General features: G+C 73.0%; 25 protein-coding genes and 1 tRNA gene. 2 read left to right on the top strand and 24 right to left on the bottom strand.

Translation table 11 applies throughout. The features are described 5' to 3' along the window. Positions 1-52 precede the first annotated feature (52 nt). Positions 53-964, bottom strand: coding sequence for a DMT family transporter (locus tag OF852_RS02335; RefSeq protein WP_271120207.1), 912 nt, complete (start codon positions 962-964; stop codon positions 53-55). Positions 965-1,004: 40 nt separating this feature from the next. Here OF852_RS02335 and def point away from each other — a divergent pair, with 40 nt between their 5' ends. Then, entirely contained in the window at positions 1,005-1,571 is a 567-nt protein-coding gene (gene def / locus OF852_RS02330; protein ID WP_271120206.1) for a peptide deformylase, read from the top strand. On the opposite strand, the gene OF852_RS02325 is transcribed toward def, so the two are convergent. The 17 genes from OF852_RS02325 to dusB all read right to left on the bottom strand — a co-directional run bounded on the left by OF852_RS02325 (position 1,568) and on the right by dusB (position 19,505). Further along, complete coding sequence (locus tag OF852_RS02325; protein WP_271120205.1) at positions 1,568-1,882, bottom strand: AzlD domain-containing protein; 315 nt, start codon at positions 1,880-1,882, stop codon at positions 1,568-1,570. The genes def and OF852_RS02325 overlap by 4 nt on opposite strands. Beyond that, positions 1,879-2,631, bottom strand: a complete 753-nt coding sequence (locus OF852_RS02320; protein WP_271120204.1) for an AzlC family ABC transporter permease — start codon at positions 2,629-2,631, stop codon at positions 1,879-1,881. The genes OF852_RS02325 and OF852_RS02320 overlap by 4 nt, the downstream gene beginning before the upstream one ends. Next, entirely contained in the window at positions 2,628-3,581 is a 954-nt protein-coding gene (locus tag OF852_RS02315; protein ID WP_271120203.1) for a sensor histidine kinase, read from the bottom strand. Before OF852_RS02315 ends, OF852_RS02320 begins: the two co-directional genes overlap by 4 nt. Positions 3,582-3,638: 57 nt before the next feature. Next, positions 3,639-3,950: a hypothetical protein gene (locus tag OF852_RS02310; protein ID WP_271120202.1), complete on the bottom strand. Its 312-nt coding sequence runs from the start codon at positions 3,948-3,950 to the stop codon at positions 3,639-3,641. A 96-nt stretch (positions 3,951-4,046) separates the two neighbouring features. Continuing rightward, complete coding sequence (locus OF852_RS02305; RefSeq protein WP_271121096.1) at positions 4,047-4,751, bottom strand: response regulator; 705 nt, start codon at positions 4,749-4,751, stop codon at positions 4,047-4,049. Positions 4,752-4,753: 2 nt separating this feature from the next. Next, positions 4,754-5,998 (bottom strand): sensor histidine kinase, encoded by a 1,245-nt coding sequence (locus tag OF852_RS02300; protein WP_271120201.1) that lies wholly within the window; start codon positions 5,996-5,998, stop codon positions 4,754-4,756. 222 nt (positions 5,999-6,220) lie between these two features. Then, positions 6,221-7,141, bottom strand: a complete 921-nt coding sequence (locus OF852_RS02295; RefSeq protein ID WP_271120200.1) for a hypothetical protein — start codon at positions 7,139-7,141, stop codon at positions 6,221-6,223. Between the two features lie 86 nt (positions 7,142-7,227). Continuing rightward, positions 7,228-7,300 (bottom strand) — tRNA-Asn (locus OF852_RS02290). After that, a complete protein-coding gene (locus OF852_RS02285) occupies positions 7,301-8,356 on the bottom strand; it encodes a lactonase family protein (RefSeq protein WP_271120199.1) in 1,056 nt (351 codons plus the stop codon). Further along, the gene (locus OF852_RS02280; protein WP_271120198.1) at positions 8,353-9,201 is read right to left on the bottom strand and encodes an ATP-binding cassette domain-containing protein; all 849 of its coding nucleotides are present in this window, start codon (positions 9,199-9,201) and stop codon (positions 8,353-8,355) included. The genes OF852_RS02285 and OF852_RS02280 overlap by 4 nt, the downstream gene beginning before the upstream one ends. 22 nt (positions 9,202-9,223) lie before the next feature. After that, on the bottom strand, positions 9,224-10,882 hold the full coding sequence (locus OF852_RS02275; protein ID WP_271120197.1) for a dipeptide ABC transporter ATP-binding protein: 1,659 nt from the start codon (positions 10,880-10,882) through the stop codon (positions 9,224-9,226). Further along, positions 10,882-11,874: an ABC transporter permease gene (locus OF852_RS02270; RefSeq protein WP_271120196.1), complete on the bottom strand. Its 993-nt coding sequence runs from the start codon at positions 11,872-11,874 to the stop codon at positions 10,882-10,884. Before OF852_RS02270 ends, OF852_RS02275 begins: the two co-directional genes overlap by 1 nt. 1 nt (position 11,875) lies before the next feature. After that, a complete protein-coding gene (locus OF852_RS02265) occupies positions 11,876-12,970 on the bottom strand; it encodes an ABC transporter permease (RefSeq protein WP_271120195.1) in 1,095 nt (364 codons plus the stop codon). An 80-nt stretch (positions 12,971-13,050) separates the two neighbouring features. Beyond that, on the bottom strand, positions 13,051-14,679 hold the full coding sequence (locus OF852_RS02260; protein WP_271120194.1) for an ABC transporter substrate-binding protein: 1,629 nt from the start codon (positions 14,677-14,679) through the stop codon (positions 13,051-13,053). Positions 14,680-14,998: 319 nt separating this feature from the next. Further along, positions 14,999-16,897: a DNA primase gene (dnaG, locus tag OF852_RS02255; protein WP_271120193.1), complete on the bottom strand. Its 1,899-nt coding sequence runs from the start codon at positions 16,895-16,897 to the stop codon at positions 14,999-15,001. Between the two features lie 183 nt (positions 16,898-17,080). Further along, positions 17,081-18,352 (bottom strand): deoxyguanosinetriphosphate triphosphohydrolase, encoded by a 1,272-nt coding sequence (locus tag OF852_RS02250; protein WP_271120192.1) that lies wholly within the window; start codon positions 18,350-18,352, stop codon positions 17,081-17,083. After that, positions 18,342-19,505: a tRNA dihydrouridine synthase DusB gene (gene dusB, locus OF852_RS02245; protein ID WP_271120191.1), complete on the bottom strand. Its 1,164-nt coding sequence runs from the start codon at positions 19,503-19,505 to the stop codon at positions 18,342-18,344. The genes OF852_RS02250 and dusB overlap by 11 nt, the downstream gene beginning before the upstream one ends. A 34-nt stretch (positions 19,506-19,539) precedes the next feature. On the opposite strand from dusB, the gene OF852_RS02240 reads away from it, so the two are divergent. Then, positions 19,540-20,034 (top strand): aminoacyl-tRNA deacylase, encoded by a 495-nt coding sequence (locus tag OF852_RS02240; protein WP_271120190.1) that lies wholly within the window; start codon positions 19,540-19,542, stop codon positions 20,032-20,034. On the opposite strand, the gene OF852_RS02235 is transcribed toward OF852_RS02240, so the two are convergent. The 6 genes from OF852_RS02235 to OF852_RS02210 form a co-directional block, all read right to left on the bottom strand. After that, positions 20,031-20,183, bottom strand: a complete 153-nt coding sequence (locus OF852_RS02235) for a hypothetical protein (protein ID WP_271120189.1) — start codon at positions 20,181-20,183, stop codon at positions 20,031-20,033. The genes OF852_RS02240 and OF852_RS02235 overlap by 4 nt on opposite strands. Beyond that, complete coding sequence (locus OF852_RS02230; RefSeq protein ID WP_271120188.1) at positions 20,180-20,839, bottom strand: DsbA family oxidoreductase; 660 nt, start codon at positions 20,837-20,839, stop codon at positions 20,180-20,182. Before OF852_RS02230 ends, OF852_RS02235 begins: the two co-directional genes overlap by 4 nt. A gap of 97 nt (positions 20,840-20,936) precedes the next feature. Continuing rightward, the gene (locus OF852_RS02225) at positions 20,937-21,917 is read right to left on the bottom strand and encodes a type IV toxin-antitoxin system AbiEi family antitoxin domain-containing protein (protein WP_271120187.1); all 981 of its coding nucleotides are present in this window, start codon (positions 21,915-21,917) and stop codon (positions 20,937-20,939) included. Positions 21,918-22,209: 292 nt separating this feature from the next. Continuing rightward, the gene (locus OF852_RS02220) at positions 22,210-23,595 is read right to left on the bottom strand and encodes a glycine--tRNA ligase (RefSeq protein ID WP_271120186.1); all 1,386 of its coding nucleotides are present in this window, start codon (positions 23,593-23,595) and stop codon (positions 22,210-22,212) included. Positions 23,596-23,667: 72 nt separating this feature from the next. After that, a complete protein-coding gene (locus OF852_RS02215; RefSeq protein WP_271120185.1) occupies positions 23,668-25,239 on the bottom strand; it encodes a transporter in 1,572 nt (523 codons plus the stop codon). Further along, on the bottom strand, positions 25,221-25,985 hold the full coding sequence (locus tag OF852_RS02210; RefSeq protein ID WP_271120184.1) for an ABC transporter ATP-binding protein: 765 nt from the start codon (positions 25,983-25,985) through the stop codon (positions 25,221-25,223). Before OF852_RS02210 ends, OF852_RS02215 begins: the two co-directional genes overlap by 19 nt. Positions 25,986-25,995: the final 10 nt, after the last annotated feature.

Genomic DNA, 25,995 nt, shown 5'->3' with positions numbered 1-25,995 from the left:
GGCGGAACAGAACGTGCCAACGCTACCTCAGCCCTCGCGCGGGCCGGGGAGCTCAGCGGTGCGTCTGCGGATGGTGCCGCGCCAGCTGGAAGACGCCGTAGACCGCGATGCTCGCGGAGACGAGCCAGATCGGCAGCACCCAGACCGGGACATGGGCGGCCTCGCCGAGCACGACGATGCCGATCGCGACCGCGATGAGCGGGTCCACGACGGTCAGCCCGGCGATGACGAGATCGGGCGACCCGACCGAGTAGGCGGTCTGCACGAAGTAGGCGCCGAGCGACGCCGCCGCGATGAGCGCGGCGATGCAGACGAGGGTCAGCCACTCGAAGCTGCCGTTGCCGATGCGGTTGATCACGACCTTCGCCAGCGAGGCGACGAAGCCGTAGAGGACGCCGGCGGCCGTGATGTAGAAGATCGCGCCGAGCCGAGCCCGGAAGAAGGCGAAGACGAGCGCGAGGGAGGCGATCGCGAAGCCGAGGATCGCGAGGATGACGAGCAGCTGGTCGCCCTGGATCGCGCGCTCCTGGGCGAAGATCGCGGCGAACACGACGAAGATCCCGACCCCGCCCACGCAGAAGGCGATCGCGCGGATCGAGAGCCGGTCGAGGCTCACCTTCGAGACCCGGGCGTTGACGATGGCGGTGATCACGAGGGCGACGACACCGAGCGGCTGCACGACCGTGATGGGTGCGAACACGAGGCTCGTGAGCTGGAACACGATCGCCAGGCCCAGCATGATCGTGCCGAACAGCCAGGAGGGGCGTCCCAGGAGGCGGAGGAGCTGCCGCAGGCTGAGCCCCTGCTTGTCGCCGCTGCCGTGGCTCGCCTCCACCTTGCCGACACCGCGATGCTGGAGCTGGGCGCCCAGCGACAGGAACACCGCGCCGATGAGGGCGATGACGATGCCGACGACCGGGATCGAGCCCACGAAGCTCCGGGCGGCATCCTCGATGTCTAGCACCCGGTGAATCTACCCCGTGCGCGCTGGATAGTCTTGGCGAATGGCCGTACTGCCGATCAGAATCACGGGCGACACCGCGCTCCACACCCCCGCGAGGCCCGTCGAGCGCATCGACGACGAGGTGCGCCAGCTCGTGAGCGACCTGTACGACACCATGCGCGAGGCGCCCGGGGTGGGGCTCGCGGCCCCGCAGGTCGGCGTGCCGCTGCGCCTTTTCGTCTACGAGTGGGCCGATGAGGACGGTCAGCTCTTCCGCGGCACCGCCATCAACCCGACCCTCCTCATCTCGCCGCCGCCCGTCGGCGAGCCGGACGAGGACGTGGACGCCGAGGGCTGCCTCTCCGTGCCGGGCGAGCGGTTCCCGCTGCTCCGGAGCGAGCGGGCGCTGCTGCGCGCGACCGACATCGGCGGCAACGACGTCGAGATCGAGGCGGAGGGCTGGCTCGCCCGGATCTTCCAGCACGAGTACGACCACCTCGACGGCCTCCTCTACATCGACCGACTCGCGCACCCGCACGGCAAGGCCGCCCAGAAGGCGATCCGCAAGCAGGGCTGGGGCTCCCCCGGGCGCAGCTGGATGCCGGGCGTCGACCGGCTCGAGGGCTAGGCGGCCCAGCCGAGCGCGCGGAGCAGCGCCGCGACCGCGGCCGCGGCGACGACGACGAGCGCGAACGGCGCCCGCAGCGCGAAGAGCACGGCCGCGACCGCCAGCGCCGGGACGCGCGCGTCGAGCTGGATGCCGCCCTCCCGCTCGAGGGTCTGGACCGCGACGAGCGCCGCGAGCAGCGCGACCGTCAGCAGGTCGGCGATGCGCGCGGGGCGGGGGCGCTCGAGAACGGATGCCGGGACGAGCGAGCCGAGCAGCTTGAGCCCCAGCACCGCGATCGAGGCCGCGATGACCACCTGCCAGATCGTCACGACGCCGCCCCCTCTCCCGCCGGGCCGCTCGCCGCATCCCGCCCCGGACGCCCGCCGAGCAGATCGGTCGCGCCGACGACGACGGCGACGACGGCCGCCGCGAGCACCGGGAGGCCGGGGCTGAGCACCGGGGTGAGGACGGTGGCGACGACGGCCGCGGCGATCGCGACCGCGACCGGCTGCAGTCGGCGCAGACGCGGCCAGAGCAGCCCGAGGAAGGCGGCGGCCGCCGCGGCGTCGAGCCCCACCGCCCGCACGTCGCCCAGCAGGTCGCCGAGGAGCGCGCCGAGGAGCGTCATGAGGTTCCAGCCGAGGTAGATCGTGATCCCCGTCGCCCAGAACCCCGCCCGCTGGGCCCGGCGGTCCGGCTGCGCGGTCGCGACGGCTGTGGTCTCGTCGATCGTCCAGTGCCCGGCGAGGAGCCGACGCCACACGCCGAGCCCGGCGAGGATCGGCGTGAGGCGCATCGCATAGAGGCCGTTGCGCACCCCGAGCAGACCGGCGCCGGCGATCGCGGGCAGCGCCGCCGACGCGCCGCCGCTCGCGAGCACCCCGATGAGCGCGAACTGCGAGCCCCCGGAGAACATGAGCAGGCTGAGCACGCAGGTCTGCCAGATGTCGAGCCCGGCGGCGACGGCGAGCGCGCCGAAGGACACGCCGTAGGCGGCCACGGGGATGCCGACCGACAGCGCGGCGCGGATGGCGCGGGCGACCTCGGGATCCCTCGGCGCCCCCTCGCGGACGCTCACGCTCCGCCCGCCGCGCCCGCACGGCGGACCGGCAGCCAGGCCGTGACGGTGAACCCGACGCCCGGCAGCCGCGCGGCCTGGAGCGAGCCGCCGTAGACCTCGGCGCGCTGGCGCATCTCGGTGATGCCGGGCCCGGCCGGCACCTCGACGAGCGCATCGAGGTCGGCGTGCTGATCGACCGCCGTCGGGAGCGCCGCCGCGGCACGCGGTGCGTCCTCACCCTCCGGAGCGCTCGCCCCCGGCCCGCCCGCGTGCTCGTCGCCTGCCGCGGCCGCGCGCGCGGCGGCCTGCTCGCCGTCGTCCTCGATGAGGATCTGCAGCCTCGTCGGCGCCCAGCGCAGCGACACGCGGGTCCGCGTGCCCTCGCCGGCATGCGCCCGCACGTTCTCGAGCGCCCGCTGCACGATCCGCACGGCCGCGATCTCGGCACCGTCCGTGAGCTCGCCGGCCTCGCCGATCGTGCTCAGCTCGACCGCGAGCCCGGACTCCCGTTCGAGCGCGAGCAGCTCCTCGAGCGAGCCGAGCCCCGGCATCACCTCGAGCACGCCGGCCGCCTCCCCCTCGAGCGCGAGGGCGGCACTCCGACGCAGCTCGGCGAGGGCGCGACGGGCTCGCTCCTCGACGACCGCGACGGCGCGCAGTGCGGCCTCGGCATCCGCGGCCTGGTAGCGGGCGACCTCCGCCTGGGCGGCGACCGCGCGGATCTCCGCCGCCGCGATCTCGTGCAGCTCGCGCACGGTGCGCAGCCGCCCCGTCTGCTCGGTGAGCTCGATCTCGAGATCGAGCCGGTCGCGCTCGAGACCCACGCGCGCGGCCTCCGCGACCGCGGCCCGCCGCCGCGTCCGGGCGAGCAGCACGAGGAGGACCGCGACGACCAAGGCCGCGCCCCCGAGCACGACGAGGATCGCGACGGCGGCGGGCCCCGCGAGCAGCGGCTGATCCACGTTCACCTCCCGCGCATCGGGGACGCCGGATGCGCGGGACGAGACTATCGCGGCCGCCGGAGGTCAGCGGCCGGGAGGAACCGGCGCGTTCGCGCGGAGGACCTCGAGCCGCGCTCGGTACTCCTGCTCCTCGATGTCGCCGTTCGCGAAGCGCTGCGCCAGCGTCGACTCCGCGCTCCGGGCCCCGTGTGCGGCCTGCGCCCACGGGACGCCCGGCCCCCAGACGCCACGGCGTCGGCGGGGGACGAGGGCGAGCGCGAGCGCCGCGATGCCGAGCCAGAGCAGCGGCACCACCACGAGCGCGAGGAGGATGCCGGGGCCGCCGGCGGCGGGTCCGCCCCCGTGGGCGGCGATGGGTGCGAGCTCCGTGAGCATGGGGTGTCCTTCCGATCCGCGGGGCTCGGATGCCCCGACGGTCCCAGACTCGCGCGGGAGGACGTCCCGCGGATCCGCCGCCGGGATGCTCCGCGGCTACTCCCGGGAGCGCAGACCGTGCCGGGCGGTGCTCCCCCGGTCGGCGCTCCCCGCACGGACGAGCCCCGACTCGTAGGCGATGACCACGAGCTGCACGCGATCGCGCGCGAGGAGCTTCGACATGATGCGCGAGACGTGGGTCTTCGCGGTCAGCGGGCTGAGGAAGAGCGCCCGCCCGATCTCCTCGTTCGTGAGCCCCTGCCCGACCAGCGCGAGCACCTCCCGCTCGCGCTCGGTGACGCCCTGGAGCCGGGCCGCGTCGGGCGGGTCCTGCAGCGCCCCGGCGACCCGCTCGAGCAGCCGGCGCGTCACGCGCGGACTCAGCAGCGCATCCCCCTCCGCCACGACGTGCACGGCCCGGATCAGCTCCACCGGCTCGGTGTCCTTGACGAGGAAGCCGCTCGCGCCGGCCCGGATCGCCTCCGCGACGTACTCGTCGAGCTCGAAGGTCGTGACGACGACGATCCGCGTCCCCGAGAGCGCGGGGTCGGCCGCGATCTGACGCGTCGCCCACAGCCCGTCGCCGTCCGGCATGCGGATGTCCATGAGGATCACGTCGGGCCGCTCGCGGCGCGCGAGCGACACGGCCTCCCGCCCGGTGGCCGCCTCGCCGACCACCTCGAGGTCGGGCTCGGCGTCGAGGAGGCTGCGGAAGCCCGCCCGGATGAGGTGCTGATCGTCGGCCAGCGCGACGCGGATCATCGTCATGGGGTGTCCTCCGTCATCTCGCGGCGCGGGACGGGCAGGCGCGCCTCGACCCGGAACCCGCCCTCGGGGCGTGCCCCCGCCTCCAGCTCGCCGCCCAGGAGCTCGGCGCGCTCGCGCATCCCCCGGATCCCGCGTCCCCCACCCGGTGATCGCTCGCCGCCCTGGACGCCGCGGCCGTCGTCCTCGACGACGATGCGCAGCGAGTCGCCCTCGCGCAGCAGGCGCACCGTGACCCGTCCGGCTCCGGCGTGCCGGCCGACGTTCGTCAGCGACTCCTGCACGATCCGGTAGGCCGCCGACTGGATCGGTCCGGGCGGGGCCGGCGAGCCGGATCGGTCGTCGAGCTCGGCGGCGATCCCGTGCGCGGAGGCGCCCTCGAGCAGCTCGGGGATGCGGGCGAGATCGGGCTCGGGTGCACGAGGCGGCTGGGCGCCGTCCTCGTCGCGGAGCACGCCGAGCACGCTCCGCACCTCCTCGAGCGCCTGGCGGCTCGTGTCCTTGATGCTCGCGAGCGCCTCCGCGGCGAGCTCCGGCTGGCGCTCCAGGAGGTGGAGGCCGACGCCGGCCTGCACGTTGATCTGGCTCAGCGAATGCGCGAGCACGTCGTGGAGCTCCCGCGCGATCCGCACCCGCTCGGCCTGGATCTCCTCGCGCCGCTGGTCCGCCATCCGGCGGCGGATGTCGCGGTAGCGCTCGCGGCGCGTCCGGACGAACTCGCCGATCCCCATCACGATGAGGATCGAGAGGGTCAGGACGGTCACGCGCGCGGGCTGCCAGGCGGCGCCCGAGGCGATGACGAGGGCGAGGCTCCCCACCCAGCACACGGCGACCGAGGCGAAGGCCCAGACGCGGGCGCCGCGGGCGATCGCGCCGATGATCGCGAAGGCGAGCGCGATCGAGGGCGGTCCGCCCGGGTCGCTCAGGAAGAGGTCGACGGCGGCGACGAGCGCGACACCCGCGACGACGGGGCCCGGGAGGCGGCGCGCGGCGATGAGCAGGAGCGGGCCGAGGAGCGCGAGCGCGATCGTCACGGCCCCGCGCCACCCGGGGACCTCCTCGGTGCGGACGACGAAGACGGCGTGCGGCACCTGCACCAGGAACGAGATCGCGACGGGCACCCAGAGCCGCACGGCCGCAGGCGGCTGCCAGGGTTCCGCGATCTCGCGACGGCCGAGGCCGGGCACCTCGCGGCGCACCCAGGGCGCGCGCCCGCGCTCTCGGGGCGCTGCCGGGCCGACCATGGCTCGATGCTACGCGGGCACCCGGGTGCCGGGATCCGCCCGCCGGCGCCATGGCGTGCTCCCGGCTACTCCCGCGGGAGTACGGCGCCGCCGGCGCGGCCGGCGCCACCGGTGCCCGCCCGTGCCCGCGTCGGAAACTCAGGAGTCGGGCGCGCACGACGGCGCACGCCCACCGGAGCCGCGCCGGCCTCCCGACTCGACTCCTGAGTTTCCGACGTGCGGTCAGCCGTGGGCGAGGATCGCGCGGATCCGGGCGGCGAAGTCCGCCGCGGCATCGACGGCGGCCCCGTCGAGTGCGCCCTCCGCGAGCTCCGCGGCCAGGTGCTCGCCGATGACGCGGTCGTCGTGCGCGAGCGCGTTGTGCACGACCGCGAGGATGAGCGCGTCGTACTCGTCCGGCACCTGCCCGCGGAGCGAGCCGAGCGACCGCGGGTCCCAGGCCCACGCCTCGTCGCGGCAGCGCTCGAGCTCCTCGGGCAGCAGCAGCCCCGTCTCCTCCTCCTCACGGTCGAAGTCGAGCACGTGGCTCGCGGCCGAGGCGAGCTGCGAGAGCTCCTCCGCGACGAGGCGCACGGCGCCCGGACGGTCCGGGTCGTAGACCTCCGCCTGGAGCGAGAGCAGCGCTCCGTCCGCCTCGAGCACGAACTCGATGACGGGATCCGTGCGGCGCTCGTGCTCGACCTCGTAGGAGCGGATGCCGTGCAGCCGCTCGACGGGCAGGTGGAGATGCCGCAGCGGGTTCCGTGGCGGGCCGCCCCAGAGCGCGATGCCGTCGCCGCGGACGACGAGCGTCGCGGTCCGCGGCGGCTGCTCGCCGTTCGCGAAGCCGAGGACGACGAGCCGGCGCCAGACCTCGCCGCCGTACGGGGCGGCCGTCGCGATCACCGCATCCGGGTAGACGGCGCGGAGCGAGGAGGCCCGCTGGTCGTCGGTGCCCGCGAGGGCGGGGATCACCCAGAGCGGCATCGCGAGGGCGAGGGCGCCGATGACGCCCAGGGCGAGCAGGGCTCCGGTCGGCACCTCCCACGCGCTGCCGCGCACCTCGGGGAGCACGACGGCGGTCACCAGCGCGAGCACCGCCGAGGTGCCGAAGAGCGCCGCGAGGACGCCCGAGCGCGGCCGGCCCGTGCCTGACTCCGCCATGCCGCGACTCCCCTCAGCCTGTCGTCCCGCCGAGTGCCGGCACAATGGCGAAGCCCCGGCAACCAAGGGCTGACCGGGGCTTTCTGCTCCCCCACTTGGACTCGAACCAAGAACCTACCGGTTAACAGCCGGTTACTCTGCCAATTGAGCTATGGGGGATCACGCGGAATGCGACTCCGAAACTCTAGCAAACTCCGCGAGGTGCTCCCAACCGCGGCCGGCCACCGGCACGAGGTGCGTGGGGCTCGGCGCGGGCGTCGGCTCGCCGAGCACCTCGGGGAGGCCGTCGCCGGTGATCCGGAAGCTCGAGATCGTGCTCGAGCGCTCGTTCGCGACGTGCAGCTCGCCGCCCACGACCGCGAGGTGACGCGGCCAGCGGCCGCCGCAGTCGACGTCCCCGATCCCCGAGAGCCCGTCGCCGCGACGCTCCAGGACGGCGACGCGGTCGACGCCCCGGATGCCGACATGGATGCGGTCCGTCGCCGCGTCGAGCGCGATGCCGGCCGCGTGGCTGCCGGGCTCGAAGCCGGGAAGCGCGACGCTCGCCTCGAGCGCGGGCACGTCCTCCCCGGTGTCGAGGAGATGCAGGGTCCCGTCGATCTGGCCGAGGAGCAGCACCCGGCCGTCGGCGAGCAGCTCGAGATCGCGCGGCCCGGTGCCGGACGGGAGCCGGAGCGCGCCGAGCCGCTCCCAGCGGCCTCCGACGCCACGCGTCCAGCTGCTGAGCTCGTCGGCGCCGAGGTCCGCGACGAGCAGGCGCCCGTCCTCCAGCTCGAGGCTCGCGTGCGCCCGGGCGTGCGCCTGGTCCGCGTGCGGCCCCGAGCCCTCGAGCCTCAGCACCTGCGCGGGCCCGGCGAGCGCGCCGAGCGGCCCCTCGGCCGCGAAGCCGTGCACCGACACCGTCCCGTCGCCGTAGTCGGCGGCCGCGATGCCGTCGGAGAGGGCGCCGAGGTGACACGGACCGGCCCCGCCGACCGGCACCGCGCCGAGCGGCTCGAGCCGACCCGCGCGAAGGTGCAGGGCGAGGATCTCGTCCGAGCCCTCGAGGGCCGCGTAGACGTGCTCGGCGATGACGAGCAGCCACGACGGGGATGCCGCCTCGGCGACCGCGCCGAGGTACCGGAGGCGGCCGTCCGCCTCCCGCCGCGCGATGCCGATGCCCCCGGCCGTCCCGCCATCCGCCGGCCCGTAGCCGCCGACGAGGACGAGGGTCACGCGCGCACCCGCGTCGGCAGGGTGCCCTGCGTCCGGGCGAGCTGCGCGACATAGGGGTGGAGCGGCGTCGCGAGCACCTCGTCGACGTCGCCGTAGCCCACGAGCATGCCGGCGTGCATGACCGCGATCTGCTGCGTCATGCTCCGGAGCTCGCGGAGGTCGTGCCCGATGACGAGCGCGGAGAAGCCGAGCTCGCGCTGCAGATCCGCGATGACGGTGAGGATGCGGCCGCGGACGAGGACGTCGACGCCCATGGTCGGGTCGTCCGCGACGAGCAGCTTCGGGTCGAGCACGAGCGCCTTCGCGAGCGCCACGCGCTGCCGCTGCCCTCGGCTCAGCTCGTGCGGGAAGCTCGTCATGACCGAGAGCGGCAGCCGGACCGCATCGAGCAGACGCGCCACCATGCCGCCCGCCTCGAGTCGGTCGAAGCGGCGATCCCGCGCGTAGATCGGGTCGGCGACGTTCTCGCCGACCGTCAGCTGCGGCAGGAGCGAGGAGCCGCCGTCCTGCGGGAGGTAGCCGACCTCGAGCGTCAGCGCGTCGCGCCCGCGACGGGAGATGTCGCGCACCGGCCTCCCGAGCACCTCGAGCGCGCCGCCGACGATCCGCGGCGCACCGCGCTGATCGTCCCGCGCACCCCCCGCGACCGCGCGCGCGAGCGTCGACTTGCCGGAGCCGGCCTCGCCGAGCACCCCGAGGGTGTGCCCGAGCGGGATCTCGAAGCTCACGCCGTCCACCGCGCTCGGGGCTCCCGGGCGCCGGTCGTAGGCGATCGACAGGTCCTCGGCGCGCACCGCGAGCACGGCGCCGCCGTCCTGCTCGGTGCTGGTGCCCGCGATCTCCACCCTCGGCCTCCCCGGTCGGTCGTCAGTCAACCGTACCGGCGAGACGCGCCTCCCGTCGCGCCGCCTGCTCCGCCGGATCCGGGACCGGGAGGGAGGCGAGAAGGCGTCGCGTGTAGGCGTCCTGCGGGGAGCCGAGCACCCGCGCCGTCGGCCCCTGCTCCGCGATCCGCCCGCGATGCAGGACGACGATCTCGTGCGCGAGCTGGTCGACCACGGCCAGGTCGTGCGTGATGAACAGCGAGGCGAAGCCGAACTCCGCCTGGAGCTCCGCGAAGAGCTCCAGCACCCGCGCCTGGACGGAGACGTCGAGGGCGCTCGTCGGCTCGTCGGCGATCAGCAGCTTCGGCTCCAGCGCGATCGCCCGCGCGAGGGAGGCGCGCTGGCGCTGGCCGCCCGACAGCTCGTGCGGGTAGCGGTCGCCGAAGGCCTTCGGCAGCTGCACCGCCTCCAGGAGCTCGTCGACCCGCCCGCGGGCCGCGCGCGCATCCCCCGCCGCGCCGTGCACGACGAGCGGCTCGGCGACGCACTCCGCGATCGTGAGCAGCGGGTTGAAGCTCGTCGCCGGATCCTGGAACACGAATCCCAGGTCGCGTCGGCTCGGCTTGAGGTCACGCGGCCGCGCGCCCGCCATCTCGACGCCGAGCACCCGCAGCGAGCCGCCCGTGACGCGCGTGAGACCCGCCATGGCGCGCCCGATCGTCGTCTTGCCCGAGCCGGACTCGCCGACGAGCCCGAGCACCTGCCCCGGCGCGATCGTGAAGGAGACATCGTCGACGGCGTGGAAGCCGCTGCGGCCGAGACGGCCGGGGTAGACGATGTCGAGGTGCTCGGCCACGACCACCGGCGCCGGATCCGCATCGGGAGCCGGCTCGAAGCGCCGGTCGGCGATCTCGAGCCGCGGCACCGCCGCGAGCAGCGTGCGCGTGTACTCGGCCCGCGGCGAGGCGAACAGCTCGGCCGCCCCCGCCTCCTCGACGAGCTCGCCCTGGTACATGACCGCGACCCGGTCGGCGAGATCCGCCACGACGCCCATGTTGTGCGTGATGAGGACGATCGCCGCCCCGAACTCGTCGCGACAGCGCCGGAGCAGGTCGAGGATCTCGGCCTGCACGGTGACGTCCAGCGCCGTCGTCGGCTCGTCGGCGACGATCACGGACGGCTCGAGCACGAGCGCCATCGCGATCACGACGCGCTGCTTCTGACCGCCGGAGAACTGGTGCGGATAGTGATCGACGCGCACCTCCGGGTCCGGGATGCCGACCCGGCCCAGGATGTCGATCGCCTTCGCGCGCGCCTCCTTCCGGCTCATCCGGCCGTGCGCGCGCAGGCCCTCGGCGATCTGCCAGCCGACCGTGAAGACCGGGTTGAGGGCCGTCGAGGGCTCCTGGAACACCATCGCGACCTCGGTGCCGCGCAGCTCGCGCAGCCGCGAGCGCGGGATGCGGACGACGTCCTCGCCGCCCAGCACGACCGCGCCGCGCGTCGTCGCGGTCTCCGGCAGGAGCCCCAGGATCGACTTCGCGGTCACCGTCTTGCCCGAGCCCGACTCGCCGACGATCGCGAGCACCTCCCCCGGGCGGACGTCGAGGTCGATGCCGCGGACCGCCGCGACCTCCCCCGCATCCGTCGCGAACGCGATCTCGAGATCGCGGATCCGCACCGCCTCGCGCTGCTCGGCCATCACGGCACCTCTCCCAGGTCATTGCGGGCGATCGGCGTCGACGCCGCGACCGCATCCGCGGGCGTCGCCGCCGCGCCGCGACGGCGCGTGCGCAGACGCGGATCGGCGAGGTCGTTGAGGCTCTCGCCGATGAGGGTGATCCCGAGCACCACGAGCACGATCGCCGCGCCCGGGAAGATCGAGGTCCACCAGATGCCGCTCGTGACATCCGAGAGCGACTTGTTGAGGTCGTAGCCCCACTCCGCCGCGCTCGTCGGCTCGATGCCGAAGCCGAGGAAGCCGAGCCCCGCGAGCGTGAGGATCGCCTCCGAGCTGTTGAGCGTGAAGATGAGCGGCAGCGTGCGCGTCGAGTTCCGGAGGACGTGCCGGAACATGATCCGCGGTGTCGAGGCGCCGGTCACGCGAGCGCTCTCGACGAAGGCCTCCGACTTGATCCGGACCGTCTCCGCGCGGATCACCCGGAAGTACTGCGGGATGAAGACCACCGTGATCGAGATCGCCGCCGCGAACACGCCGCCCAGCAGGCTCGACTGGCCCCCCGAGATGATGATCGCCGACACGATCGCGAGGAGCAGGCTCGGGAAGGCGTACACCGCATCCGCCACGACCACGAGGACGCGGTCGAGCCAGCCGCCGATGTAGCCCGACACGAGGCCGAGCAGCACGCCGAGGAAGATCGAGAGCAGGACCGCCACGACGATCACCATGGCCGCCGTCTGGGCGCCCCAGATGACGCGGGAGAGCACGTCGTAGCCGCCGACCGTCGTGCCGAGCAGGTGCTCGGCGCTCGGCGCCTGCTGTGCGCCGAAGGTGCCGTCGTCGTCGCGGAGCTGCGAGTAGCCGTACGGCGCGAGCACCGGCGCCAGGAGCGCCGTCAGCAGGAAGACGCCGGTGATCACGAGGCCCGTGACGAGCATCCCGCGCTGGAGCCCGACCGACTGGCGGAGCTGGTGGACGACGGGCAGCCGTCCGAGGAGCGAGCGCCTCGCCATCTCAGTACCTCACCCTCGGGTCGATGAGCGCCGCGATGATGTCGACGACGAAGTTCGTGACGGCGACGATCACCGCGAGGAGCGCCACGAAGCCCTGCACCGCGACGAAGTCCCGGGCCGTCAGGTAGCGGGCCAGCTCGAAGCCGAGACCCTGCCACTCGAAGGTGGTCTCCGTGAGGACCGCGCCGCCCAGCAGCATCGCGACCTGCAGGCCGATGACCGTGATGATCGGGATGAGGGCCGGCTTGTAGGCGTGCCGGCGCACCAGCCGGAACTCGCTCACGCCGCGCGAGCGGGCCGCATCCACGTAGTCCTGGCTCAGCGTGCCGATGACGTTCGTGCGCACGAGCCGCAGGAAGACCCCGGCCGTGAGGAGGCCGAGGGCGATCGCCGGCAGGACCGCATGAGAGAGGAGGTCGCTGTAGACGGCGCCCGGGTTCGAGGTGCGCGCCGCGTCGATGAGGTAGATGCCCGTCGCGCCGTCGACCCGGTTCAGCTCGAGCGTCGTGCGCACGCTCGCGCGACCCGCGACCGGGAGCCAGCCCAGCGCGACCGAGAAGATGAGCTTGAGCACGAGGCCCGCGAAGAAGACGGGCGTCGCGTAGCAGAGGATCGCGAAGATGCGCAGGACCGCATCCGGCCACCGGTCCCGCGCCCAGGCGGCCAGCATCCCGAGCGGGATCCCCACCACGAAGGCGACGATGAGCGCGTAGAAGGCGAGCTCGAGCGTCGCGCCGCCGTAGCGGGTCAGGACGTCGACGACCGGCTGGTTGTCGCTCAGCGTCGTGCCGAAGTCGCCCGTCGCGATCTTGCCGAGGTACTCGACGTACTGCACGATCAGCGGGCGGTCGTAGCCGGCCGCCTCGATGCGCTCCTGCAGCTGCGCGGCGCTCAGCCGGCCGCCCAGCGCCGCCGTGATCGGGTCGCCGATCGTGCGCATGAAGATGAAGACCATCGTCACGAGGATGAAGACGGTCGGGAAGATGAGGAGGAAGCGGATCAGGATGTAGCGGCCGAGTGAGCCGCCCGATCGCGATCGTCGGGGCGCCCGTGCCGGCGCGCCCGGAGCCTCCGCGGTGTCAGCGGTGGTGGTCATCGTCGTCCTGGATTCGGGTGGAGCAGGAGCGAGGGCGGCCCGGCGTGCGGGCCGCCCTCCTGAGTGTCCTCGCGGACCGGTCAGCCGCGCGCGATCGGCGCGAAGCGGAACTTGAACGAGGCGTCGAGCGTGACGCCGTCGATGTCGGTCCCCGCGACCGCCAGCTGCGCGCCCTGGAGCAGCGGCACCGTCGACAGGTCGGCGGCCTCCAGCTCCTGGATCTGCTCGATGATGGCGGTGCGCTCGGCCGGGTCGGTCGTGATCGCCTGCTGCAGGATGAGGTCGTTGACCTCCTGGTTCTCGTAGTGGTTCCCGAGGAAGTTCTCCGTGAGGAAGAACGGCGTCAGGTAGTTGTCCGCGTCCGAGTAGTCGGGGAACCAGCCCAGCTGGTACGCCGGGTAGACATCCGCCGTGCGGTCCTTCGAGTACTGGACCCACTCGGTCGACTGCAGGTTGACCTCGAAGAGGCCCGACTCGTCGAGCTGGCTCTTCACCAGCGCGTACTCGTCGGCCGAGGAGGGGCCGTAGTGGTCGTCCGAGTTGTACTGGAGGTCGAGCGCGACGGGCGTCTCGACGCCGGCGTCCTCCAGGATCTGCGCGGCCTGGGCCTCATCCGGGGCGCCGTCCTGGCCGTAGAGCTCCTTGAGCGGCTCGATCGCGCCGGTGAAGCCCTCCGGCACGAAGGAGTACAGCGGGGTGTACGTGCCCTTGTAGACCTGCTCGGCGATCGCGTCGCGGTCGACGAGGGCCGCGACAGCCTGGCGGACCGCGGTCGCCTTCTCGGCATCAGCCTCATCCGTCTCCGCGCCGTAGGGCTGCGTGTCGAAGTTGAAGACGATATAGCGGATCTCGCCGCCGGGCCCGTCGAGGACCTGCACCGAGTCCTGGCCGCGGAGGTCCTCGATGTCGGTCGAGGAAAGGCTGCGCGTCGCGACGTCGATCTGGCCCTCCTGCACGTCGAGCTTCAGGTTCGAGGAGTCCGCGTACACCTTGAGGACGACGCCGCCGTTCTCCGCCGGGCCGAGGAGGCCCTGGTAGCCGTCGTAGGGCTCGAACTGGACCGTGTTGTTGAAGTCGTAGTCGGTGATGACGTACTGGCCGGCGAAGGCGTTCGCCTCGACGATGTCCTCATCCGGCGTGATCTCGGTGGCGGAGAGGCTCTCCTCGTCGACGATCGCGCCCGGGAAGCTCGAGAGGATCTGCGGGAAGACCTGGTCGTTCTCGGTCTTGAGGTGGAAGACGACGGTCGTGTCGTCGACCGCCTCCGTCTCCTCGAGGTTGTAGAGCAGGCTCGAGGGACCGTTGTCGGCGGCGATCTCGATGATGCGGTCGAAGCTGAACTTCACGTCGCTCGAGGTGAGGTCGTTGCCGTTGGCCCACGTGAGGCCCTCCTTGAGCACGACGGTGTACTCGCTGGGGCTCGTGAACTCTGCGGACTCGGCGATGTCGGGCTCGACATCCGGGCTGCCGTAGGGCGAGTTGAGCAGGTACGGGAAGACCTGCGTCTGGATCATGAGCGAGCCGTTGTCGTACGAGCCGGCCGGGTCGAGCGTCGTCACCTTGTCGGTGGTGCCGACCAGGATCAGGTCGTCGCCGGCCTGGTCGTCGCCGCCGCCGGCGCAGCCGGCGAGCACGAGGGCGAAGGCGGTGGCGCCCGCGGCGATCGCGCCGCGGCGTGCGGCGCTCCGGGAACGGAATGCGGATGGCATCTCGTGTTCCTGCTTCCTGTCATGTGCGAGGGATGCTCGCCCCCTCGTCGGGGGGTCCGCAGAATGTACACAGTCCTAACACACAGGTGGGAGCGCTCTCCACCTGAGGGCGATCTCGCGCCGGAATCGTAACCGGGCCGAAACGCTGTCCCCACCGTCGGAAACTCAGGAGACGATCGCATCTCCGGTCGCGCGTGCGGCGCGGCCGGAGCCGCCAGCGGCGGGGACTCCTGAGTTTCCGACGCGACGACGTGATGCCGCGCAGCCGCATGGTCGAGGCACGACTCGGGCGCCGGGTCGGGCCCGGCGCGTGCGCGCCCTACTCCGCTCGGAGGCGGCGGCGCTCCTGCTCCACGACGGCGGACCGCGCGTAGAGCTCCCGCGCCCGCTCCGCATCCCCGTCGGACTGCGCGCGCTGCGCGGAGCCGAGCAGCTCGGCCTTGCGTCGGAGCAGATCGCGGTCCAGCAGATCCGTCACGAGGCTCCGGGCGTACGCGGCGATCCGCTCGCCCCGCTCCGGAACCGGCGCGACGCCGAGCTGCGTCACCAGCGCCTGGTACGAGCGCGGCACCTCGTCGGCGATGGCCTGCACCCAGTCGACGCGCTCGATCTCCGTCGCGTGCGCGGCGATCGCATCGCGCACCACCGAGAGCGCGTGATTGCCGAAGCCCGCCCGCGACGCCGCCGCGACCAGCTCGGCTCCCACCGCGACGGGATGCTGCAGAAGCACCATGAGCGAGTCCCGCTCGAGCCGCGTCGAGGGATCGGTCGGCAGATCCATGAGCGACGGACCGGCGGACGGCGGCGCGCCCTCGGGCGGCTCCAGCCCCGACTCCGGCCGGACGTCGACCCTCGGATCCACCGTCTTCGCCGTGCGGGCGCGCGCCGACTGCACGGCCCGACCGACCTCCCCCGGGTCCATGCCGAGCCAGCCCGCGAGGCTCCGGACGTAGCCGACGCCGAGCGCCTGATCGCGGATGCCGGCGACGATCGGCGCCGCCGCCCGCAGTGCCGCGACGCGCCCCTCGACCGTCTCGAGGTCGTGGGTCTGCAGCTGGCGCCGGATCATGAACTCGAACATCGGCTTGCGCCCCGATACGAGCCGCCGGACGGCGTCGTCGCCGCGCTTCAGCCGCAGGTCGCAGGGATCCAGACCCTCGGGCGCCACGGCGACGAAGGTCTGCGCGGCGAAGCGCTGCTCCTCCGCGAAGGCGCGGCTCGCCGCCTTCTGACCGGCCTCATCCGGATCGAAGGTGAAGATCACCTCGCCTGTCGCACTGGTGTCCCGATTGTCCGTGTCGCCGAGGACGCGGCGCACCACCTTGATGTGATCGACGCCGAAGGACGTGCCGCACGTCGCGACCGCCGTCGTGATGCCCGCCAGATGACAGGCCATGACATCCGTGTAGCCCTCGACGACCACGACCTGCTTGCCGCGCGCGATATCGCGGCGGGCGAGGTCGAGGCCGTACAGCACCTGGCTCTTGTGGTAGATCGCGGTCTCGGGGGTGTTGAGGTACTTCGGGCCGCGGTCCTCGTCGTCCGAGAGCAGCTTCCGGGCGCCGAAGCCGATGGTCGCGCCCGTCACGTCGCGGATCGGCCAGATCAGGCGACCCCGGAAACGGTCGTAGGCGTTCCCGCGCTCGTTCGTCGAGAGGAGCCCCGCCGCGATGAGCTCCTCCTGGGTGAAGCCCTGGGCCTTCAGCGCGGAGCCGAGCGCGTCGAAGCTCTTCGGGGCGAAGCCGACGCCGAACCGTGCCGCGGCCTGGGGATCGAAGCCGCGCTGCCCCAGGAACTCCCGGCCCGGCTGCGCGTCCGGTGCGGCGAGACGCTCGCGGAAGAAGGTCTCCGCTGCGGCGTTCGCCGCGAGCAGGCGCGCGCGCACGCCGTGATCCGAGTTCGCCTGCCCGCCGTCCTCGTAGTGGAGCTCGAGGCCGATCCGCCCCGCCAGACGCTCCACCGCCTCCTGGAAGCTCACGTGATCCATGCGCTGCAGGAAGGTGTAGACGTCGCCGCCCTCGCCGCAGCCGAAGCAGTGGTAGAAGCCGACCTGCGGACGCACGTGGAAGCTGGGGCTGCGCTCATCGTGGAACGGGCAGAGCCCCTTGAGCGAGCCCACGCCGGCGCTCTTGAGCGTGACGTAGTCGCCCACGATGTCGGCGATGTTCGTGCGCGACCGGACCTCGTCGATGTCGCTACGTCGGATGAGGCCGGGCATGCTCAGAATCCTAGGTGCGCGGGGCGCCGCGCCGCCGCGTCGGGCCCGATCCCGTGGCCGTCGATGTCGGAAACTCAGGACTCGGGCGAAAGGGAGAGCGCCCGCCGGCGGGCCGCGCCCCGCGATGAGGGGCGGAGTCCTGAGTTTCCGACGGCGGGCGTGCGTGCGGGCGCGCCGCCTCGACTAGGAGACGAGCCGCTCGTGCCAGGACATCGCGGACTGGTCGGTGAGCGAGGCGACCTGGTCGACGACCACCCGGCGGCGGGCCGCATCGTCCGCCGCATCCGCCCAGTCCGCCGCGAAGCCCGCGTCCATCAGCGTCGGCCCGCCCGAATAGAGGGCGTCCGCGAGCTCCGTGAGGATCCCGCGCTGTCGGGCGTAGATGGGCTTTCGCGCGTTCGTCGACATGACGTTCGCGGCGACGATGCCCTTGAGCACCGCGATCTCGGCTCGGGTGCCGGCCGGCACCACGACATCCGCGCCGAACCGGGCGAGCGGTCCGCCCGGGGCGGCATGCCGCGTCGCGTGCACCGCCTCGTGCGCGAAGCGCCCGATGAGCTGCGAGGTGAGGTTCTTGAGCCGGGCGAGATCGGCGCGGCTGCCCGACCAGCTGTCCACCCAGGACGGGAGGCTGTCGAGCCGGTCGAAGGCGGCGATCAGCTCGGCATGGCCGATCTCGCCGCCGATCCACTCGAACATCTGGTCGACGAGCCCGTCGTGGTCGACGCGGGCGCTCAGCGCCCGGACGTCGAGGTAGCCGCTCACGATCGCGTCCTCGAAGTCGTGCACGGAGTACGCGATGTCGTCGCTGAGGTCCATGACCTGGGCCTCGATGCAGCGCGTCCGATCCGGGGCTCCGGCCCGCAGCCACTCGAACACCGGGGTGTCGTCGGCGTAGAAGCCGAACTTGCTCCGCCCCGAGGGATCGGGGATGCCCTGCGCCTCGGGCCACGGGTACTTGCAGCTCGCATCGAGGCTGGCCCGGGTCAGGTTCAGCCCGTAGCTGCGACCGTCTCGGCCGATGACCTTCGGCTCGATGCGGGTAAGGAGACGGAGGGTCTGCGCATTGCCCTCGAAGCCGCCGATGTCGCGCGACCAGTCGTTGAGGGCGCGCTCGCCGTTGTGGCCGAACGGCGGATGCCCGAGGTCGTGCGCAAGGCATGCCGTGTCGACGACATCCGGGTCGAGCCCCAGGTTGATGGCGAGCTCGCGGCCCACCTGCGCCACCTCGAGCGAGTGCGTCAGGCGGTTGCGCGCGAAGTCGAGGCCCGCCGTCGGACTCAGGACCTGCGTCTTCGCCGCGAGACGTCGGAGGGCGCTCGAGTGGAGGAGTCGCGCCCGGTCGCGCGCGAAGTCGCTCCGCCGCGTCGAGTGGTGCTCGGGGAGCCAGCGCTCCGCATCGGCCTCGCTGTAGCCGGCGGGCAGGACGCCCGCCTCCTCCCGATCAGCCGCCACTCGTGTCGCCTTCGCCCTCGGTCAGCGTCGCACGGTGCGCCGCCGGCAGCTCGCGGCTGTCCAGCCAGCGCTCGGGCAGAGCCGGCACACGCGGACTGCCGGCGCGGCCTCGCGGTCCCTCCGCCTCGACACCCGGGTACGGCTGGTCCCAGTCCATGCGGCCGAGCAGCTCGTCGATCTCGTCGAGGCCCGAGTTCGACGCGAGCGAGGCGCGCAGCTCGCCGCCGACCGCGTAGCCCTTGAAGTACCAGGCCACGTGCTTGCGGATGTCGCGGCAGGCCCGCTCCTCGTCGCCCTCGTAGAACTCGACGAGCAGCTCCGCGTGGCGCTTGAAGGCCCGCGCGACCTCGCCGAGGCTCGGCTGGGCGGTGAGCTCCTCCCCGCGGAAGGCCGCCGCGAGGTCGCCGAAGAGCCACGGTCGGCCGAGGCAGCCCCGGCCGACGACGACGCCGTCGCATCCGCTCTGCTCGACCATCCGCAGCGCATCGGCGGCGCTCCAGATGTCGCCGTTGCCGAGCACCGGGACGCTGGTGATCGTCTCCTTGAGGGTGCCGATCGCATCCCAGTCCGCGGTCCCGGAGTAGAACTGCGCCGCGGTGCGGGCGTGGAGCGCGATGCTCGCGACGCCGGCGCCCTCGGCGGCGCGGCCGGCCTCGAGGTAGGTGAGGTGGTCCTCGTCGATGCCCTTGCGCATCTTCACGGTGAGCGGGATGCTGCCCGCCGCCGCCGCGGCGCGTTCCACGATCTCGCGGAACAGCTCGAGCTTCCACGGCAGCGCCGCACCGCCGCCCTTGCGGGTCACCTTCGGCACCGGGCAGCCGAAGTTGAGGTCGATGTGGTCGGCACGGTCCTCGGCGACGAGCATCGTGACGGCCTCGCCCACCGTCTTCGGGTCGACCCCGTAGAGCTGGATGCTGCGCGGCGTCTCCGACTCGTGATGGGAGATGAGGCGCATGCTCTCGGGCGTGCGCTCCACGAGCGCGCGACTCGTGATCATCTCGCTCACGTACAGCCCGGCGCCGTACTCGCGGCAGAGCCGGCGGAACGCCGTGTTCGTGATCCCCGCCATCGGCGCGAGCACCACCGGGACCTCGAGCTCGAGCCGCCCGATCCGGAGCGGCGGCGCGGCCCGGCGCGCGGTTATCGTGGACATCTCATCGATTGTCCCAGATCAGGGAGGCCACGACATGACGGCTGAGGGAGAGCCCCTCGGCAGCGGACGCGCTGCGGCCGATGCGGCCCGGCGCGGCATCCCGGTCGAGATCGTCGAGCAGCCTCCGGCGCGCTCCCTGGAGGAGGCGGCAGCCGCCCTCGGCATCACCCCGGCCGACATCGTGAAGTCGCTCGTCGTGAAGCGCGCGGACGGCACGTTCCTGCTCGCGCTGGTGCCCGGCGACCGGCAGATCTCCTGGCCGAAGCTGCGCGCGCTCGTCGGCGTCAACCGGCTCCAGCTGCCGGACGCCGCCGTCGCGCTCGAGGCGACCGGCTACGAGCGGGGCACGATCACCCCGTTCGGCTCGAGGACCGCCTGGCCCGTCTACCTCGACGAGCGCGCCGCCGGCCGACGCATCTCGATGGGCGCCGGCGAGCGAGGTCGGAGCCTGTGGGTCGACGCCGACGAGCTGGCCCGCGGCTTCGCGGCGGTCGTCGCCGACCTCAGCGAACCGCTCGCCGCGCGCTAGGAAGCGGCCTGCGACTCGGCGCCGCCCGCCGCCGGGTCGCCCGACGAGGAGGGGCCGGGAACGACGCAGCTGTCCCCCTCGCAGGCCATGGCATCCGCATCCCCCACCATCGTGAGGGGCGGGCGCGGCGCGCTCACGGCGGCGCTCACGCCTCCACCCGATCGTCCCGGACCTTGGCGAGCACGTCGGCGAAGGTCGCGGTCTCCTGGGCCCCCGAGACGCCGAGGCGTCCGTCGAACACGAAGAACGGCACGCCCTGGATGCCGTACGCGGTCGCCTGCGCGACATCGGCCTTCACATCGGCGAGGTGGCGGTGGTCGCCGAGCGCCGCGAGCAGCTCATCGCGATCGAGACCGACGTCGGCGCCCAGGTCCGCGAGCTCCTCCGCGCGGCCGAGGTGACGACCCTCCGTGAAGTAGGCGAGGAGCAGGCGCTCCTTCAGCTCGACCTGGAGGCCGTGCGCCTTCGCGAAGTGCAGAGCCTCATGCGCGAGCACCGTGTTCGTCTGGTGCACGTCGTCGAAACGGTAGTCGAGGCCGACCTGCGCGGCGATCCCGGTCACGCGGTCCAGCATCGTCTGCACCTGATCCGCCGGGAGGCCCTTGCGCTGGCTGAGGTAGTCGGCCGCCGTGCCCTCGAAGTCGACCGGGGTGTCGGGGGCGAGCTCGAAGGAGCGGTACTCGACGTCGACGTCGCCGTCGAAGGCCTCGACGGCCGCCTCGAACTTCCGCTTGCCGATGTAGCACCAGGGGCACTGCACATCCGACCAGATCTCGACCTTGATGGGGGCGCTGGATGTCGTCACGCGGGAGTGCAACCGGCTCCGCGTCGAGCTATTCCCGCTGGGACGCGTTCCCGTCCCCCGCCGTTCCCGGTCCGCTCCCGGTTCGCCGGTCGGAAACTCAGGAGGGTCGAGCGCGTCGGCCCCTCCGGGGAGCGCGGATGCGGCGACGATCCCGCGGGAGGCCTGAGTTTCCGACGTCGGCAGCGCGGAGGGCCGCGACCTGCTCGGGACCGAGCCGCGCGGTGAGGGCCGCGGTGACGGCGCGGAGCACGGACGGCCAGTCCTCCCTGACCTGGCGGGACGTGGCCCGGATCGCGTGATGCCCCGCGGCGGTGAGCACGAGGTCCTTGCGGCGATCCTCCTCGAACCGGCCGAGGTGCGACTCGACGCCGTCCGTCTCGAGAGCGACGATGCCCGCCACCATCAGATCGACGGGTGAGGCGAGCCCGTCGACCTGGACCTGCGGACGCGCGGCGTATCCGGCTCGGCGCAGCCTGAGCCGAGATGCGGACTCGAGGATGCTGTCGGAGCGATGGTCGGCGAGATCCCCCAGCATCCGCAGCTCGAGCGGCAGCTCGAGGAGGACCCGCTCGAGATCGATCCGGTCGATCCGGCCGGATCGGAGCGCCCAGTCGAAGGCGATGACGGCATCCTCGAGCGGTTCGTCGAGCGCGACGCGGACGAGGGCGTCGGGGATCGAGACCGCCCACGCGGTGCCGGGTGCGATGTCATCGCGTCCGCTCCAGTGGACGCGCAGGCCGGCGTCCGCTCGAGGGCGCAGCCGTCGGCGGCGATCACGCTGCCGACGCAGTCGTGCGGCGTTCGCGCGGACCGCGACATGCAGACGGCGCGGCCGCCGCCATGCCCACGCACCGTGCTCGACGAGCGCCGAGATCCCGGTCAGCCGTCCGCCGACGCGGATCGCGCGGACGGCCGGGTCCGCCTCCGGACGGATCGTGTACCAGCCGTTGCGGACGCGCACCAGCTCGTCGGACCGCACCGCCCAGGTGAGCATGCGGTCGGTCGCGCCGACCGCGACGAGCTGGCGCTTCGTCGCGAAGCCGCCGTTCGCGGCCGCGACCTCCGAGAGCATGGACACCCGGAGAGGGTGCCGCACTCGAGCCGGCCGAGGTGCCGCGCCGCCGCGGTCTGTGCCCTCCAGCGCCGCATCCGCCCCTGTGGACGAGGGGCCGATGCTCCGAGCGGCGGGGCGGCCGTCGGAAACTCAGGAGTCCGGAGCGGGATCACTCGGCACAGCCCGGTAGCTGCTCGCCGACAACGCCAGGAGTCCTGAGTTTCCGACGGGGCGCGGGGCACGGGGCACGGCGGAGCGGGACGGGCGGGGCCGGCGCGGCGCGGGGTGCGGAGCGCGGGATCCGCGGCGCGGCGGGTCAGGCGCCGACGAGGCGCTCCGCCAGGTAGCCCTCGAGGCGGTCGAGGGAGACGCGCTCCTGCGACATGGTGTCGCGCTCGCGGACCGTCACCGCCTTGTCGTCGAGCGTGTCGAAGTCGACCGTCACCGCGAAGGGGGTGCCGATCTCGTCCTGACGACGGTAGCGGCGGCCGATCGCGCCCGCGTCGTCGAACTCGATCGACCACGACTGGCGCAGCCGCGCGGCGAGCTCCTTCGCGACCGGCGAGAGCTGCTCGTTGCGCGACAGCGGCAGCACGGCCGCCTTGACGGGCGCGAGCCGACGGTCGAGCCGCAGCACCGTGCGCTTGTCGACGCCGCCCTTCGTGTTCGGCGCCTCGTCCTCGTGGTAGGCGTCGATGAGGAAGGCCATGAGGGCCCGCGTCAGGCCGAAGGCCGGCTCGATGACGTACGGGATCCACCGCTCGTTCTTCGTCTGGTCGAAGTAGGAGAGGTCGACGCCGGAGCCCTCGGAATGGGTCTTCAGGTCGAAGTCGGTGCGGTTCGCGACGCCCATGAGCTCGCCCCACTCGCCACCCGAGAACCCGAAGCGGTACTCGAGGTCGACGGTGCGCTTCGAGTAGTGCGAGAGCTTCTCCTGCGCGTGCTCGTACTGGCGCAGGTTCTCGGGCGTGATGCCGAGGCCGAGGAACCAGGCCTCCGACTGGTCGATCCAGTACTGGTGCCAGGTCTCGTCGGTGCCGGGCTCGACGAAGAACTCCATCTCCATCTGCTCGAACTCGCGCGTGCGGAAGATGAAGTTGCCGGGCGTGATCTCGTTGCGGAAGCTCTTGCCGATCTGCGCGATGCCGAACGGCGGCTTCATGCGCGCACTGGCGGAGACGTTCGCGAAGTTCACGAAGATGCCCTGCGCGGTCTCGGGGCGGAGGTAGTGCATGCCCGCCTCGTCGTCGACGGGACCGAGGTAGGTCTTGAGGAGGCCGGAGAAGGCGCGCGGCTCGGTCCACCTGCCGCGGGTGCCGCAGCTGGCGCACACGATGTCGGCCATGCCGTTCTCAGGCGCGCGCCCCTTCTTCGCCTCGAACTCCTCGAGGAGGTGGTCCTCGCGGTAGCGCTTGTGGCACTGGAGGCACTCGACGAGCGGGTCGGAGAAGACCTTGACGTGCCCCGATTCCTCCCACACCTTCTTCGGGAGGATCACGGCCGAGTCGAGGCCGACGATATCCTCGCGGCTCTGCACCATGAAGCGCCACCACTGGCGCTTGATGTTCTCCTTGAGCTCCGTCCCGAGGGGGCCGTAGTCCCAGGCGCTGCGGCTGCCGCCGTAGATCTCGCCGGACTGATAGACGAAGCCGCGGCGCTTCGCGAGGGAGATGATCGAGTCGAGCGGGTTGGGCGAGGCCACGTGTGTAACTCCAGAGGTCAGCCGCGCCGGCTTGCGCGGTCGAGGGTGCGAAGTGCCCAGCCTAGCGGCGCTTCAGTGCTCCAACCGCAGGCGGGTCAGCAGCTCGGGTGCCCGCGCATCGAGGATGCGGCCGCCGAGCCGGATCCCGAGCACCAGGACGACGGCGCCGAGCACGAGGCCCACGAGGAGCGAGATCCAGCCGAGCACGACGCTGCCCGTCGCGAAGCCGACGATCGCGAGGACGACCTCGGGCAGCGTCGCGAGCGCGACCGAGGCCCAGGTGCCGAAGGTCGAGAGCATGAGCGAGAACCCGGCGCCCGGCTTCGAGCGGAAGGGGCTCTCCCCCGGTGCGGGCACCGAGAACACCCACGTGGCGGAGACGATGGACGAGATGCCGAAGCCGGAGAGCAGGATGCCGGTGACGATCCCGAGGAGCCCCGGCAGCATCCACCAGGAGCCGGAGAGGGCGACGCTGCCGACCGCGAGGAGGAGCGTCACGGGGACCGCGAAGGCCGCGAGGGCGAGCACGCGGCCGAGACGGTCGTCGACGCCGCGGAGCCCGGTCTGGAGGTGCAGCGCGAAGGCGCTGCTGTCGTAGGAGACGTCGGTGTAGATCGACATGGCCAGCAGCACCGCGACGATCGGCGAGACCCAGACGAGCGGCGTGAGGTCGTCGCCGAAGCCGCTGTAGACGAACACGAAGATCGGCACGAGCGGCACCGAGACGAGCGACTGGGCGTAGCGCGGGTCGCGGATCCAGTAGATGAGCGCGCGGGCCGCGACGGCGCCGGCCGGGGTCCCCGGCAGGCGGCCGAGCAGTCCCAACCCTTCGCGCCCCGCGCCCGAGCGGGCCTCCTGCGGCGGCTGCTCGAGCGCGCGGGCGAGCCCCCACCGCCAGAGCACGATGACGAGCGCGAGCCAGGCGAGCCCGATCGCGAGCCCGGCCGCCGCGCGCCCGGGCTGCCCCGCGGCGAGGTCCGAGGGGATCGCCCAGAGCGCGCCGAACGGCGTCCACGCGAGCACCTCCGCGATGCGCGGCAGCACGTCCTCGATCTCGCGGATCCAGCCGGTGAGGACCACGATGATCGGTCCGAGGAGCACCAGCGGGATGAGGACGAGCGTCGAGCGCGCCTCCCTCCCGCGCCGGCCGATCGCGATGCGCGAGGCGAGCGCGACGAGCATCCGCGATCCGAGGACCGCGGTGACCGTGGCGAGCGCGCCGCAGAGCAGCGCGACGACCGCGATGCCCGGCTGCCGCCACCAGGTGAGCGCCGTCGCGGCCGAGGCGAGGAGGGTGACGGCGCCCGGGATCCCGAGGATGCCGCTCACGGCGAGCGCGAGCAGCAGCCGGTCGAGCGGCACCGGGAAGGGCGCGAGGCGGGCGGGGTCGACGGTCTGGTCGATGCCGGAGGTGAGCGCCGGCAGGACCGTCCAGCCGAGCACGACCGCGCTGCCGCCGAGGACGGCGACGGTGCGCGCGAGCTCGATTGGCGCCGCCGACAGCCCGATGAGGATCGCCACGACCCCCGCGAGGACGCCGAGCCCGTAGAGCCCGCCGAGCACGACGGCGACGATCTGCCACGGGTGCTTTGCGAGCTGGTTGCGCAGCAGCAGGAAGCGGAGCCTCAGGAGTGTCGCAACCACGCGGGACCCTCTCCGTGGCGACGTCCGCCGACGAGCTCGACGAAGCGCTCCTCGAGGGTGCTGCCGGCTCGCACCTCCTCCGTGGTCCCGGCCGCGAGCACCCGGCCCTGCGCGATGACGGCGACGTGATCGCACATCCGCTGCACGAGGTCCATGGAGTGGCTCGAGACGATCACGGTGCCGCCGGAGCCGGCGAAGCCCTCGAGGATGTCGCGGATGTTCGCCGCCGAGACCGGGTCGACGGACTCGAAGGGCTCGTCGAGCACGAGCAGCCGGGGCGCGTGCACGAGCGCGGCCGCGAGGGCGATCTTCTTCGTCATGCCGGCGGAGTAGTCGATGACGAGGGTGCCGCCCGCGCCCTGGAGGTCGAGGAGCTCGATGAGCTCGTGCGCCCGTGCCGTCGCGACCTCGCGGTCCATCCCGCAGAGGAGCCCCGAGTAGACGATCAGCTGGAGCCCGGTGAGCCGGTCGAACAGCCGCACGCCGTCGGCGAGCACGCCGACGAGCCGCTTGGCGGCGACCGGGTCGCGCCAGACGTCGACGCCGTGGATGCGGATCTCGCCCGCGTCGGGTCGCGCGAGCCCGGTCGCCATGGAGAGCGTCGTGGTCTTGCCCGCGCCGTTGGGCCCGACGAGCCCGGTGAAGCTCCCCGCCTCGACGCGCAGGTCGATCCCGTCGACCGCGACGGTCTGCCCGAAGACCTTGCGGAGTCCGCGGATCTCGAGGGCGGTCTCGGGTGCGCTCACGCTGGCTCCG

Source organism: Homoserinibacter sp. YIM 151385, from assembly GCF_027912415.1.
Lineage (GTDB): Bacteria > Actinomycetota > Actinomycetes > Actinomycetales > Microbacteriaceae > Schumannella.
Note: the sequence above shows the minus strand (reverse complement) of the source record. Positions and strands in the feature narration are given on the sequence as shown.